General features: G+C 41.1%; 8 protein-coding genes. 6 read left to right on the top strand and 2 right to left on the bottom strand.

The window, feature by feature from the left end:
• The first annotated feature begins 68 nt into the window (after positions 1–68).
• Together C2M25_RS16760 and C2M25_RS16755 are read left to right on the top strand one after the other, a co-directional pair.
• The gene (locus tag C2M25_RS16760; protein WP_105181629.1) at positions 69–2,198 is read left to right on the top strand and encodes a hypothetical protein; all 2,130 of its coding nucleotides are present in this window, start codon (positions 69–71) and stop codon (positions 2,196–2,198) included.
• Positions 2,199–2,283: 85 nt separating this feature from the next.
• On the top strand, positions 2,284–2,856 hold the full coding sequence (locus C2M25_RS16755) for a manganese efflux pump MntP (RefSeq protein WP_062564755.1): 573 nt from the start codon (positions 2,284–2,286) through the stop codon (positions 2,854–2,856).
• On the opposite strand, the gene C2M25_RS16750 is transcribed toward C2M25_RS16755, so the two are convergent.
• Complete coding sequence (locus C2M25_RS16750) at positions 2,853–5,300, bottom strand: two-component system response regulator (protein ID WP_063704035.1); 2,448 nt, start codon at positions 5,298–5,300, stop codon at positions 2,853–2,855. The two genes, C2M25_RS16755 and C2M25_RS16750, sit on opposite strands and share 4 nt — an antisense overlap.
• Before the next feature lie 146 nt (positions 5,301–5,446).
• Here C2M25_RS16750 and C2M25_RS16745 point away from each other — a divergent pair, with 146 nt between their 5' ends.
• From C2M25_RS16745 to C2M25_RS16735, 3 genes are all read left to right on the top strand, one after another.
• The gene (locus C2M25_RS16745) at positions 5,447–6,397 is read left to right on the top strand and encodes a GGDEF domain-containing response regulator (protein ID WP_233999090.1); all 951 of its coding nucleotides are present in this window, start codon (positions 5,447–5,449) and stop codon (positions 6,395–6,397) included.
• A 52-nt stretch (positions 6,398–6,449) separates the two neighbouring features.
• A complete protein-coding gene (locus tag C2M25_RS16740) occupies positions 6,450–9,971 on the top strand; it encodes an ATP-binding protein (protein WP_105181628.1) in 3,522 nt (1,173 codons plus the stop codon).
• A 127-nt stretch (positions 9,972–10,098) separates the two neighbouring features.
• The gene (locus tag C2M25_RS16735; RefSeq protein WP_105173732.1) at positions 10,099–11,604 is read left to right on the top strand and encodes a phospholipase effector Tle1 domain-containing protein; all 1,506 of its coding nucleotides are present in this window, start codon (positions 10,099–10,101) and stop codon (positions 11,602–11,604) included.
• Positions 11,605–11,622: 18 nt separating this feature from the next.
• Here C2M25_RS16735 and C2M25_RS16730 read toward each other — a convergent pair whose 3' ends face one another.
• Positions 11,623–12,375, bottom strand: a complete 753-nt coding sequence (locus tag C2M25_RS16730) for a substrate-binding periplasmic protein (RefSeq protein WP_105181627.1) — start codon at positions 12,373–12,375, stop codon at positions 11,623–11,625.
• A gap of 818 nt (positions 12,376–13,193) precedes the next feature.
• Between C2M25_RS16730 and C2M25_RS16725 the strand changes: the two genes are divergently transcribed.
• Positions 13,194–13,454: a zinc ribbon domain-containing protein gene (locus C2M25_RS16725; RefSeq protein ID WP_063704025.1), complete on the top strand. Its 261-nt coding sequence runs from the start codon at positions 13,194–13,196 to the stop codon at positions 13,452–13,454.
• Positions 13,455–13,873 lie beyond the last annotated feature (419 nt).

Raw genomic sequence — 13,873 nt, 5'->3', positions numbered from 1 at the left:
GTCCCCATGTCATTGACATCAAAATATAAAGCCATACACTTCAGGCAAAATAAATCCATGGATTGAATATGAAAAAAGGTATTTCACTAACCGTTTTTGCAGGGCTTTGTGCCTGTGGGACCTACCTGATATTAGATAAACCCACTCCCATCGAAGCGATAAGCAACAAAGTCTCGACATCTTCTGCTAATATCGCTGAACAAAAGAAAGCTACGAGTTTCTTTGAACCATCAAGCCAGCCAAATAGTAAAGCATCAGAGCTGGCTAAGCTCAAGCTAGCCAAACACCAGTGTAAGCAACAAAGTTTAAAAGCCACTCAAGCTGCAGCTGATCACAGTCAAATAGAGGCAGCGATTAAACAAGCATTAAAAGACGGCGACTCTCTTGAAGATATTTTAAGTTATTCAGAGCTTGTGAAAATATCTTACCGTTCATTTAATACCTTAGTTATTAACGCAATCAAAGAGAATGCAGAACAGCAATTTCAATATGCCTCATCTTTTAGCAAACTAAAAAGCTGGCAAGGGCTTGAGGTCATTGATTATTTTGATGCAGATACAATCAATCAACTAACGGCAATTAATGGACCCCTTAGCCAAAATACAGGTTCAATGATGTTTAATGTTCCATTACCTGAGCAAGTAAACAAAACAGCATTGTACAAACTATTAGATAACAACGATGATTTTAATACCTATTTAAAAACACCATTTAAAATCGGTCCATCACGGCTCATTTCACCATCTATTTTGTTTCTTGCTAATGCTCATACGCTTAGTTTGACTGAGTTTGAAAACGCAATATCCAGCAAAGAGTTTACTGTTAACGATATCGCTGTGGCTTTAAAAAGCAACTTACCTAATGATTATTTAACAGCACTGATCTCTCAAACAGCACAGCTAGGCGGCTCGCCTACAGCAATGAGTGATGACTTTATAGATGAACAACTGTATTTAAACCTTGCTGATGTGGCTGTGAGTGAATTTAACGTACCAATTTTAAAGTTGTTAAGTGAACGAGGTATTGAGCCCACTAATCAGCCAAATGTATTTACAGCGATGGATATAGCCATTGTAAACCTAAAGGGCAGCTCAAATAGCGAAGTACAGCCACTAGAGAGCAAACACTTAGAAACACTAAGTTATCTAAAAAATAAAGGTTATCGAGCTCACGGCGAGCTTGTGCGCGACACACAGAACGATAGGCTACTGATGCTTAAATCTTCATTTTTACCGAGTAGCCTTTTATTTGTTGGCGACCAAGTTGCTAATGATGCTTTTTCTCAGTTCAAAGATTTAAAGCTAATCCCAAATAACCAAGCATTTAAACGTAAAGAAAAAGATAACTCTGCAATATCAAAAGCACTCAGTGCCTATGAGAGACAAAAACAGCAAGCCAAAAAAATAACTCCTGAGTGTGAAACGATAGATCAGCGGATCAATTCACTAGAAGCGATAAAAACACGCTCTCAAGCACTCGAAGAATTAGAAGCGCTCGAAGCGCAACAAGGCTTACTAACTCCCGATACGCTTCAAGCAATCGACCCTGTGCAGGTTCATAATTGGCAATTCTTGCATTTAAATGATTATAAATATCAAGCCTCAACGCAGTATCAAACCTACAAAGAAGTACTTGTCGAAAAAGACTTTAATACTGTTGCAACGATTACCCAAACAGCAAAGCTCAGTACCCACCAGACAAATATGTTGCTTGCAGCAACAATAGAAAACGCTCAACAATTGACGTCTATTTGGCAAAACAGAGTCGCTCCAACTGCACCTGAAAATCTTTTTGTATTTACTAAGTTACCATTAGCACAATGGCAAACATTAGCCGATAGTGGCTTTGATTTTTCATTAAAAGACATGCAAAACAACGATATGTATTTTTATGCAAGCATGCATTCAAAAGAAGCAGTTAAGTTTTTAATGAGCCTTGCAGTTGCACATGATTTTTCTAAACCTGGGCTTGATATTCTCGACCAAGCACTGGAGCAAAGCTATAACACACAAACTCTTGCAGACTATATGCCAAGCGCATTAAAACTTGTTGACCAATATGAGCCTAACCACTTTCGTCGTGCCCAGCGTATAAAAGTTTTTGTCCCTGATGTTTATGAAGAGCTTATTAAACTTGAGCCAAAACTTGCACCCAAAGATGGCACTGTAATGAATAACTATCAGTACAGCGCTTATTAAGCTCCTTAGCTATTTGAGCCGTAAATTAACCTACCTGTTTACAGCTCATCCGCGTATAATGCCCACTTTTTGTGGGGCGCAAAAATTGAATATTATTACTCTAAGCGTTTTATCGCTTGCAATGTCGACTGATGCTTTTGCAGCTTCAATCACCAAAGGCAGTACGCTTAAAAATCCTCGCGTTCTGAGTGCAATCAAGCTTGGTTTATTGTTTGGCTGTATCGAAGCTATCGCACCGATTGTTGGCTGGCTAATTGGCAGTGCCGGTGCAGATTACGTTGAAGCCTTTGATCACTGGATTGCCTTTGTGTTGTTAGTGGGTTTGGGTGTTCATATGCTGCTTGAGAGTCGTAAAGAAGATGACGACGATGAAGAGGAACTTGCACCGAATACCAAGCGCTCTTTCATTGCCACATTACTAACCGCTGTTGGCACCAGTATCGATGCCATGACAGTCGGTATTAGCCTTGCTTTCATGAAAGTAAACATTTACTTAGCAGCCGCTATGATAGGCCTAGCAACCACAATTATGGTTACCATCGGCGCACTACTTGGTAACGTAATGAGTGGCTGGGTTGGCAAAAAGGCCGAAGCAATCGGCGGTGTTGCACTTATCTTTATCGGCTGTGGCATCCTATACAGCCACACCATGGCTTAACCTAATAGCTTATCAAACTCTTCTTTGGGCATGGGCTTATGAAAATAGTACCCTTGCCCAAGCTCGCAGCCTAAATCGATTAAACTATTTAAGTGCTGCTTTTCTTCAATACCTTCAGCCACTATTTGTAAATTCAAGGTATGCGCTAAACTAGTGATGGTTCTAACAATGTCCATACTTTGGGTATCAGTGAGCATATCTCTCACAAAAGATTGATCTATTTTGAGTACATCGACGGGGAAGAGTTTTAAATACGACAAACTTGAATAGCCCGTACCAAAGTCGTCTATGGCAATGGTTAACCCCAAGTCAGAGAGCTTATTAAGCATGATTTTTATTTCTTCAAAATCATGCATCAACGCACTTTCAGTTACTTCCAGCTCTAACAGTTCACTGGCAAGCCCCGCTTGTTCAATGGTATCAGCAACGAGATTACAAAAATTACCATCGGTAAACTGTTTTGCAGCAATATTTACGGCAACTTTTATATTATGGCCTTTATCAGCCCACTCTTTAGCAGCGATACAGCTTTGCTTAAGCACTGACTTACCTAGCGCATGAATCAAGCCTGTTTCTTCAGCAAGGGGTATAAAATCCAGTGGTGAAATAAGTTTATTGTCGTTATCTCTTAGTCGCACTAAGGCTTCTACACCAATGATTTTCCGGGTTGCGAGCGCTAGTTTCGGCTGATAAAACACCTCAATCTTATCTTGCTCAATAGCATGTCTTAAGAGCTTTTCAACGCTTTGACGCTGCTTAAATTGATACTCTAAGTCATCGGAGTAATAGCAAAAACGGTTACGTCCCTGCTCTTTCGCACGGTACATGGCTGCATCGGCATGAGTCATCATCTCTTCTGCTTGAGTAGAGTCCGCAGGGTTAACACTCACCCCCACACTGACTGATAAAATATACTCTTGGCTATCAATACGAAACGGCTCATTCATGGTGTTAATAATATCGCTGGCAATGGCATCGACCACAGTAGTACTCTGCACGTCAGGTAATAAAATCACAAATTCATCACCGCCAATTCGAGCTAACGTGGTATTCAAATCGATGAGTGATTCAAGCCGTTTAGCCACATGCTTAATAATTAAATCGCCTTGATGATGACCTAGGGTGTCGTTTAAATATTTAAAGTGGTCGATATCAATCAGCATTAAGGCCACTTTTTTCTTCATACTGCGAGCAACTTTACATGCATGGGTGACCCTGTCATGCAATAACACCCGATTAGGCAAATCCGTTAGTAAATCATGATTTGCTAAATGACTCATTTTCACGGCCATCGCGATTGATTCACTGACATCATGAAACACGATAATACCGCCGATGATGTTTCCTTCAATATCCCGTATTGGCGCAGCTGAATCTTCGACTCTATAAACTCGTCCATCAAGCCCGGTTAATTGACTATTTAACGCCATCGCCACAATGCGCTGCTCTTTTAAAGCAACAGAAATTGGATTGATAATTTTTTTGTTTGATGTGGCATCAGTGAGTTGCATTACCTCTTCAATATGGCGTCCTTTTGCTTCTTCAGCGTGCCAACCCGTTAATCGCTCAGCAATAGGGTTCATAAAGTTAATAATTGCATTATTATCTGTAGCTATTACGGCATCACCAATAGAATTAAGCATAACCCGTAAACGTTCTGACTCATTCGATAACAGTTTTTTTGTATGGGTAATTGAGGTGATGTCCGAAAGAGTAAGAATGACACCAACAACCTCTTGCTCTTTTATTCTTAAATTTATTTGCGCTCGAACATATTCAATTCTATTGCGAGGGCTAGGCAGCTGAATATTTAAAACTTCTTGCTCTATGCCCTCAGTTAAGCAGCGGTGAAAAGCCTCATACAATTCATCTGGTAATACATCTTTAGCGGAACAACCAAGCATTTGCTCGCTGGTTTTTGAAAACCAATGGCAGGTTTCATCATTACTAAAGAGGTTTTCCTCAGTATTTGACCAGTAAGATATATACACAGGTACTTGCGCAACGAGTGTCGAAATATCATTTTTTGCAGCCAGTATTTGCGCCTCTTGGTGTTTAAGCTTTAACTGGTTTTGTACTCTTAGGCGACAAATGTTCAAATCAACGGGTTTATGAATAAGATCAATTCCGCCGCTTGCAAAACTCTGATATTCAAAAATTTGCTCATTATGCGAGGTGACAAAAATCACATGACTTTGTGCGGTTCTTGGGTTGTTTTTAAGCTTTTGACATACTTCAAAGCCATTCATACCAGGCATTTCAATGTCGAGCAAAATCACATCGGGCTGAAAGAAAGCAGCTTTCTCAATTGCTTGTGTGCCATTATCGCAACAAACAATCTCACCAAGGTCACTTAATGACTCGGCCATTATCATCAAACTAGTCGGCTCATCATCAACAACAAGCACTTTGCTGTGTGAATGATCATGATGAGAAAAAAGCATACCCATCGCCTCTGTAAATAGTACTTAAAAAAACTCTAGTCCTATCTCAGCAGACACGCCAACATAAAAAATAATTTTTTAATTCTTAAGTTGTAGAAAATCCCAAAATCCGGTCTATGCTTTATTCATCGCGTGGAGGGAATAGTTTGCAGCCGGTAGCTAGTAGCACAGATTTAAAGCTTAATGATTCTGTTATTTTGATTGTTGATGATGAACCAATTAATACAACCGTAATAGAAAGTTTGCTCGCGCCCTTCTATAAAACTCACACCACAGATTGCGGTGAAAACGTGCTGCACCTGTGCGAAACCCTTAAGCCAGATTTAATACTGCTTGATGTGATGCTTGGCTCTATGAGCGGCCTAGATGTTTGCAAGCTATTAAAAAAACACACCCAGTACAACGATATACCGGTGATTTTTATTACCGCTATTATGGATCAAGATGACCAAAATAGGTGCTGGCAAGCAGGCGCCGTCGATTTTGTCTCAAAACCGGTTTATGGCGTCACATTACTTAATCGCGTAAAAGCACATTTGACCTTAAAAAAACAAGCCGATTTACTCAAAAGTCTTTGTGAGCACGACAGCCTAACAGGTTTAAACAACCGACGATTTTTACAAAACACCCTTGATCAAAACATTCGTTTAGCCGTCAGAAACGATAAAGCCCTTTCGGTATTAATGCTCGATATTGATTACTTTAAACAGTACAACGACTCTCTTGGTCATCAACAAGGTGACGAATGCCTAAAACGTGTTGCTGATGAAATCAAAAAAAGTGTTAACCGCCCAACCGATACTACTATTCGTTATGGCGGTGAAGAATTTTTATGTGTATTGCCAGACACCGATATTCAAGGGGCACAATTTATTGCCCATAAGCTTTTGGCAAACATTCGTGAACTAAACATTGAACACCCACATGCAACCTCTGGAGTACTCTCTATTAGTATTGGTAGCGCAACATTTTCTGGGCATGAAGCCATCGACACTGACGAGCTAATTCGCTGTGCCGACAAAGCGCTCTATCAAGCCAAGCATCAAGGGAGAAACCGCTGTGTTTGCATACTTGCTGAACCCAGTTTTAGTTTTTAAGCTTAGTCAAACCTTACTACCGACTCACGTTTTCGGTATGGAGGGCTAAACCATGGATTACGAAGTATTACACCAGAAAAAAGCGACAACCTCTGAAGGACGCTTTTTAGTGCCATTAGCGATTGCTTTTATCGGCGCCATTATGTGCTCAGCAATCTTCTTTTTCGAGCTACAACTTCATAAAAATATTAATAACAATGTTGCTGAACGACTGAGAGAATCAAGCGCTACCGTAAATGTGCAGATACATGAGAGTATTAACAAATACAAAAACGATTTACAGTTTTTATACTCCACCCCACCCATAGCAGGGCTTGCAAGAGCCGCTGCGAACGATGGCAATGATCCGCTAGATAGCACCACCTCAAAGCAATGGAAAAAACGTTTAGAAACGATATTTGTCGCGTTTTTACAATCCAACGCTGAGTTCGAGCAATTACGTATCATCAGTACGCAACAAGCAGGACAAGAACTGATCAGAGTAGACAGAGCTGCCGGTGGCATAGTTGTAAAAGCCGATAGTCAGTTACAGGATAAAAGTGGCCGTGACTATTATCAGCAAAGTTCGCAATTACCACAGGGTGATATGTATTTATCTGCAATAACACTCAACCGAGAATATGGAAAGCTCGACTATCCTTATAAACCTATGCTACGTATTGCCTTACCCATTTTTGATGAAAATATGCAGCGCTATGGGCTGATTATTGCAAACATTAACACCTCTCACCTATTTGCATCTCTTAATGCGATGGTACAAGCACCAAACTCATTGATCCTAACAGACAGCGAAGGCTACTTTTTAGTACACCCAAATGAAGACTTTCGCTTTAGTCGCGACTTAGCGCCAAACAAACGTTGGGACTCAGTGTATAAATCTGAACCCGCCTATCTAGAAAATATACTCAGCATTAGCTCTAACCTTGCAAGCGGGCAACAATACGAAGCATTAAGTAAACGCATTCCATTTACTGGAGATTTAGAAACCGGGTTTATAGATGCCCACATTATGCTACCTCACTCTGAAATTAATGCGATGGAGCGCGAGCAAAGGATCAGCACCTATGTTTTTTTGCTGGGTGTTTCTGCTTTTTTAGTGTTTGTGCTTGGATTTTTGCATCGAAATTTAAAGCGTAACCGCGAGCTTGCCGAGGCAAGAGCGGTGTCTTCAGCCATTATTAGCGGTTCAAAAGATGCCATTATTGCGGTCAGTGATATTGGTCTTGTGTCTAGTTGGAATAAAGCGGCCACTGAATTGTTTGGTTTTCAGAGGGAGCAAGTATTAGGGGCAGATATAAACAAGTTGAATCTATTTTCAAATATTAATATCAAAGAAATCTGCAGCTCCCTTAAAACCAATAGAAAACAACATGAAATTGAAGTCGACTATCAGTTAACCAATCAACAAACGACCCATTTAGCACTCGCTTTTTCAGCTATTTTTAATGATCATCATCAGCACAACGGCACAGCCATCCTCATTCGCGACACGACCGTAGAAAAAATTGCTAATGACAAAATTAAGCAAATTAATAACGAGCTCGAAATTAAAGTTGCACAAAGAACTGCCCAGCTAGAAAAAGCCAGCCAAGTTAAGAGCGCTTTTATATCCAATATCAGCCATGAAATGCGTACTCCCTTAAACGGCATTATCGGCACACTCAATTTAATTAAACGAGAGTCATTAAGTAACCAACAGCAACATTATTTAGAAATGACCGAGGTAAGCGTTAATAGCTTAAATGTACTCATTAATGACATTCTTGATTTATCAAAAATTGAGGCTGGCAAACTCGACTTAGACCAAAAAGCCTTTAACCCCATCAAGTTTTTTGAGAGCTTAAGTGGCAGTATGGCTGTTAAAGCCCAAGAGAAAAACCTTGAATTTATTTTAGATATTGCCGATGTTGAGTACAGCTCGATTGTTACTGACCCTCATCGCTACTCACAAGTGCTTACCAATTTAATAAATAACGCGATCAAATTTACTAAAACGGGCTTTATAAAATTTACCGCCGCGAGTAAGCGACTTAGCGATGATAACGTTGAGCTATGCTGCACAATTCAAGATACCGGCATTGGTATTGCGCCTGAAAACCAAAATAAATTGTTTAGTGCTTTTACCCAAGCCGATAACAGTGTGGCCGCACAATATGGGGGCACTGGGCTTGGTTTATCGATATGTAAGCAACTAGCTAGTTTACTGAATGGACACATATCCTTTGAATCAACCGAAGGTAAAGGCAGTACCTTCACATTTACCATTCAATTAGACAGCCAACATGTAGAAAAACGCCAACCAAGCAGTCGCTTAAAAGACAGCGTGTTTGCAGTGTCAGTCAAACAACCAGAGCTTGAACGAAGCCTAACAAAACTCATCTCTCACTGCGGTGGACAGCTCACGAATGTTGACCTAGAAAGCTTTGAAATTAACGATAACATGCCCTTTGATACGCTGATTTTAGAGCCAGGCAACCCGTTACTCGCAAAACTTGATAGCTATAGTGAAAACACTTACGACCATAATCTGCCCTTTAAATTAGTAGTGCTTATAAACCCAACTGAGCCACCACCACAGGCTAAATACTGTGCCTTTACGCGGTTATCTAAACCTGTGCTTATCTCTGAGTTTTTACTCAAACTGGCTGATGAACGACTCATCCAAGAGCTGCAAGCTCAAGACACAACACCACTTCGTCGCGAGACTGATACACAAATTCACATAGATGTTGATATTGCTGGAGCAAAAGTGCTCATTGTTGATGATAATGATATTAATGCCGCAGTCGCCAAAGGCACGTTAATGAGCTTGGCACTGCGCTTTGAAATGGCATCTAATGGTAAGCAAGCCATTGAAATATTAGCAAATGCAGCAGATGACGACCCATTCAATTGTGTTTTGATGGATTGCCAAATGCCAATTTTAAATGGCTATGATGCTGCGGCACAAATACGTCAAGGGGCTGGTGGAGAGCACCATAGCGACATTCCTATTATCGCCATGACTGCCAATGCTATGCTTGGCGAGCGTAAAAAGTGCTTAAATGCAGGTATGAACGACTACATCACAAAACCAATCAGTGCCGATAAGCTCATCACCACTACAGCGAAATGGGTTGCATCAACGTACCCTAAACATCATACCGTACCAAAAACGATTGCTGTGCCTGAGGTAAATCAGTCGCCGACTATAAATCAAGAAGAATTAATCGATGAAGAAAAACAGCATTGGAATCGCGAAGCAGCCCTTGGCCGCTTAATGAATAACGAAGTGCTATTAAATAAAGTAAGTAAGATGTTTTTAGAAAGCTCACATAAAAAAATAACGCTACTAACACAAGCAATCAAAGACAAAGACTACCATGCGATTGCAACCACCAGCCATGCACTCAAAGGGACCTGTGGCGATGTGGGCGCAGCCAAATTGCACCAGCACTTTACTGAGCTAGAGGTGCTGGCCGCAAGCAAAGGTAATACGCTAAAAGATATTCAACTTAAGCTGCTCGAAATCGAAAAAGACTACGAGATTTTGTTAGAAATTTTACAAAAGCATACCGTAGCCAGGGTCGGCTAATTTTATTAAGAGCAAATAAATGGGCTTTGAAAATCAAAGCCCATTTTTCATTAAAGCGCCGCATATTTGTCTTCTAATTTTCATAAAGTGGGAGTATGTTTATACAAACCACTAAAGGAATGACGCTATGACCGCTAAAACGCTGATTTTCAACTTTGATGGCACAGGCAGCGAACCTCGTGATGCTGAACAATTCAGCGCTGCACACTTCAAAGAAGACGCCAGTATTTCTAATATTCTTAAACTTCATTTACTTTTTGGTGGCGCACTCAATAGCGAACCCGAAACACCATTTCCAACCCAACTTAGCTTTTATTATCAGGGTATAGGCACCCAAGGTAGCCGCTTTCGACGTTTATTCAATCAAGCCCTTGCACCAAGAGGCGATGATGTTGCCAGCATTTTAAATCGTGCTATGAGCGACTTTAAAAGCTACTACACTGTAGGTGATAAAATACTTCTGACTGGTTTTAGCCGAGGTGCTGCTCTTGCTAGGCGCTTTGCCAAATGTTTAGAGCCACTTATTAGTGATGATGTTTACTTATGTGTATTTGATACCGTTGCATCAATTGGTTTTTCAAAAGTAACAAAAGCAACCCGCGGTGCTGAGCACGTTATTTTTGAAAACTACACACTTGCAAGCAATATAAAAGCAGCCCTTCATTGCGTAGCACTTGATGAAAAGCGCCGTGCATTTGAACCCACACTTATTAATAGTGCACCGCATGTACAAGAGATCTGGTTTGCGGGCGCTCATTCAGATGTGGGTGGTGGCTATTATCGTGATGGTTTAGCCGACATTTGCCTGCGCTATGCGATTGAGTGGCTGATAGAACAAACCGTTGCATTAAACTTACTTACCAGCGCGGATATCAATTACAACACCCTGCTCCCAGCAGAGCATCGTAACCTCATTGCCCAAGATGATGTAACCGTTACCCCAGATCCGCTGGCACTGAGTCATCAGCAAAACTATTTTTGGTTTAACCCGTTGTTTAAACTGGTAGATCGCGAATGCTGTGTACTGGTTGATAACGAACAAAGCACGCTCGCGCCAACCATTCATTACACAGTCGCAGAGCGCATTAATCGCTTAACAAGCTATCGCCCTGAGTCGTTGAAGAGCCTTCATTACGACGTACTGTATAATGACGAAACTCGCTTAAGCTTTAAGGGCTTAAGCCCGCATATTGCGCTTGATAAGCAAAATATGACGGTGCTGAGCATAGACGAAAGTAAAGATGTGTTTGTGTATGGCGCCGAAAAGTACAACCACACCGGCTTAATGTTAGAGCAAGGTGGTACTTACCGATTTACGCCTTATCCTGAGCAAACTTGGTATGACGACGGCATTAGTTGCGGCCCTGCCGGATGGCACCGTGACAATATCCAACTTGGGGTAAAAGAAATCCCAATGGCCGTGCTTGAACCGTTTAGACGTTTACCTCACGCACAATGGTTTGCGTTGATTGGCGCTATCGATAACAACGACGAGCATTTGTTTGAAATTGCTGAGGGTGCTGATATTCGTATTGCTAAATCAGGTGAGTTTTGCCCGTTTGCCAACGACCTAAACCGCTTTTATGGGGCGAATGCGGGGCGCATTAAACTGCGCGTGACTCGTTTAGGATGATTTAATGTTTAGAATAGTTTAGTGCTTCACATAGCGAGCGATGATCTCTGTTATCGCTTGCTGGTTGTTTAAAATTGCTGAGTTAATAGCAGCCCTGTCTTCTGCTAACAGGGTTGTTTCACTGAGCATAAAATAAACGCTGTCATTATTGACAATATACGGATGCAGCTCGATACCCTGCTGATTATTTTTTTGAATTAAATATAAACCAGCTAGTTCATCATCAACAAAAAAATCGACCCGCCTTGCAACTAGCATAGCGAGGCGCTGACGCAAAGATGACACAGTAACAAGCTGATCTTTATATTTAGCGTCTTCTTTCAAATGGGTAAAATCAGAGCCAAAGTAACTACCGCTGTTAGTTAAAATAACTTGCTGGTGTTCGAGCAATCCTTGTAAGTCTAAAGATTCTAAGCGGCCATGCGGGTACCAAAACAAGCGCATTACTTCATTACGGTATGGCTCTGAAAAGAAACTAAAAGAGTCACGCTCGGTGCTATAGCTTGCCGCGGGTAGTAAATCGACTTTACCGTGCTTAAGCTCTGCAAAGCCCCGTTTAGATGAAGGCATAACAACGTATTTAGCGCAAAACCCTGCCTCTTTTAGCACTAAATTAACCACATCAATATCAATGCCGGTGAGCTTACCATTTTGCGTAAATGTATAAGGTGCCCACTGCTGACTAACCCCCACTTTTAGGGTTTTATCGCAGCTAAAAGCCGAGTTACTCAATACAGCAACAACAAGTAAAAACAGCGCTTTTAACCCCATTAACCCACCTTAGTTTAAATACTTACAGATCATATTATTCAAGTATGGTTGATAATATCTGAAAGACCAATGTGTGAAGTGGGAAACCATAAGTTAGCGAGTTTCAAGGGGAAAGAGTAAAGCTACGAGATACGAGATACGAGGTACGAGATTCGAGGTAGCAGCGATTTTACATCGCGTCCTAGAACCCAAAACCTAGCGCCTAATGTTTCTCCCGTAGGACTGGCTTTAGCCGGGAAATGTTTTAAGTTAGCGAGTTTCAAGGGGAAAGAGTAAAGTTAAGAGATACGAGATTCGAGGTGCGAGATACGAGGTAGCAGCGATTTTACATCGCGCCCTAGAACCCAAAACCTAGCGCCTAATGTTTCTCCCGTAGGACTGGCTTTAGCCGGGAAATGTTTTAAGTTAGCGAGCCTCAAGGGGAAAGAGTAAAGTTAAGAGATACGAGGTAGCAGCGATTTTACATCGCGTCCTAGAACCCAAAACCTAGCGCCTATGTTTTCCCCCGTAGGCGTGAAACTTGTTTCGCGCGTCTGAAAGCTGACCGCTCTCATTTATGTTTGATTCGGCACAAAAGTACCTCCTACAAGGCTTAAATCGCTGAGAAGAACACTCGACCTAACCAACCCCACAGCTCGACAGAAATCTAACATCTGACGTCTAACAATTAAAAGCCAGCTATTTTACATCGCGGTATGGCTACTTGTTTCGATTAGCTACAAACACAATTGTATGATAAAAAGGTACACCCAAAAAGGACCATTCTCTTTTTCTTTTATGGGTTGTCTTAAATTTCTCAATTAATAAATAGGTTACAGATGTCATTTATTTCAAAGCTAGGCAAAGGCCTTAAAGGTGCTGTGAATGCAGTAAAATCAGACGAATACCAAGTAAACAACGTAAAAGCAAAATGCATTCATTGTGGGCATCATCACTTCGAGCTAGGTCAGGCGCAATTAAATACCGCAGGCATGACGTTTTTGAATTTAGATTGGGCGAATGACAGCGCATCTTTGTTATCGTGCAAAAAGTGCGGCTTCATCATGTGGTTCGCTGTAGAGCCAAAGAAAACAGTCTAATTGTTGGCGAGTTACAAGCATGTAGCAGCGATTTTACATCGCGTCCTAGAACCTAGATCCCAGCGCCTATGTTTTCCCCCGTAGGATTGGCTTTAGCCGGGAAATGTTTTAAGTTAGCAAGCTTCATGGGGAAAGAGTAAAGTTACGAGATTCGAGGTGCGAGGTATGAGGTACGAGGTACGAGATTCGAGGTGTGAGTCTGTAGCAGTGATTTTACATCGCGTTTGATTGATTGGTTTATCTTTTAAATTAAAAGGTTTACATGGATTATGTTGGGTATCGCTCCGCTCGACCCAACCTACCCTAAAAATGTGCAGTTCAAATGCTGATTAAGTTTATTACTTGCCTGATTTTCTAGTGTTTTTTTCTGTTAACATTGATACATGGTGAAACCTTTTTACCTAAAACGGAAACTGTAA

The organism is Pseudoalteromonas sp. T1lg21 (genome assembly GCF_002964625.1).
Lineage (GTDB): Bacteria > Pseudomonadota > Gammaproteobacteria > Enterobacterales > Alteromonadaceae > Pseudoalteromonas > Pseudoalteromonas gelatinilytica.
Note: the sequence above shows the minus strand (reverse complement) of the source record. Positions and strands in the feature narration are given on the sequence as shown.

Excerpts from the sequence above, each read along its gene's own strand:
- C2M25_RS16760 (WP_105181629.1), top strand. The coding sequence starts at position 69 with ATGAAAAAAGGTATTTCACTAACCGTTTTTGCAGGGCTTTGTGCCTGT.
- C2M25_RS16750 (WP_063704035.1), bottom strand. The coding sequence starts at position 5,300 with ATGCTTTTTTCTCATCATGATCATTCACACAGCAAAGTGCTTGTTGTT.
- C2M25_RS16740 (WP_105181628.1), top strand. The coding sequence starts at position 6,450 with ATGGATTACGAAGTATTACACCAGAAAAAAGCGACAACCTCTGAAGGA.
- C2M25_RS16735 (WP_105173732.1), top strand. The coding sequence starts at position 10,099 with ATGACCGCTAAAACGCTGATTTTCAACTTTGATGGCACAGGCAGCGAA.
- C2M25_RS16730 (WP_105181627.1), bottom strand. The coding sequence starts at position 12,375 with ATGGGGTTAAAAGCGCTGTTTTTACTTGTTGTTGCTGTATTGAGTAAC.
- C2M25_RS16725 (WP_063704025.1), top strand. The coding sequence starts at position 13,194 with ATGTCATTTATTTCAAAGCTAGGCAAAGGCCTTAAAGGTGCTGTGAAT.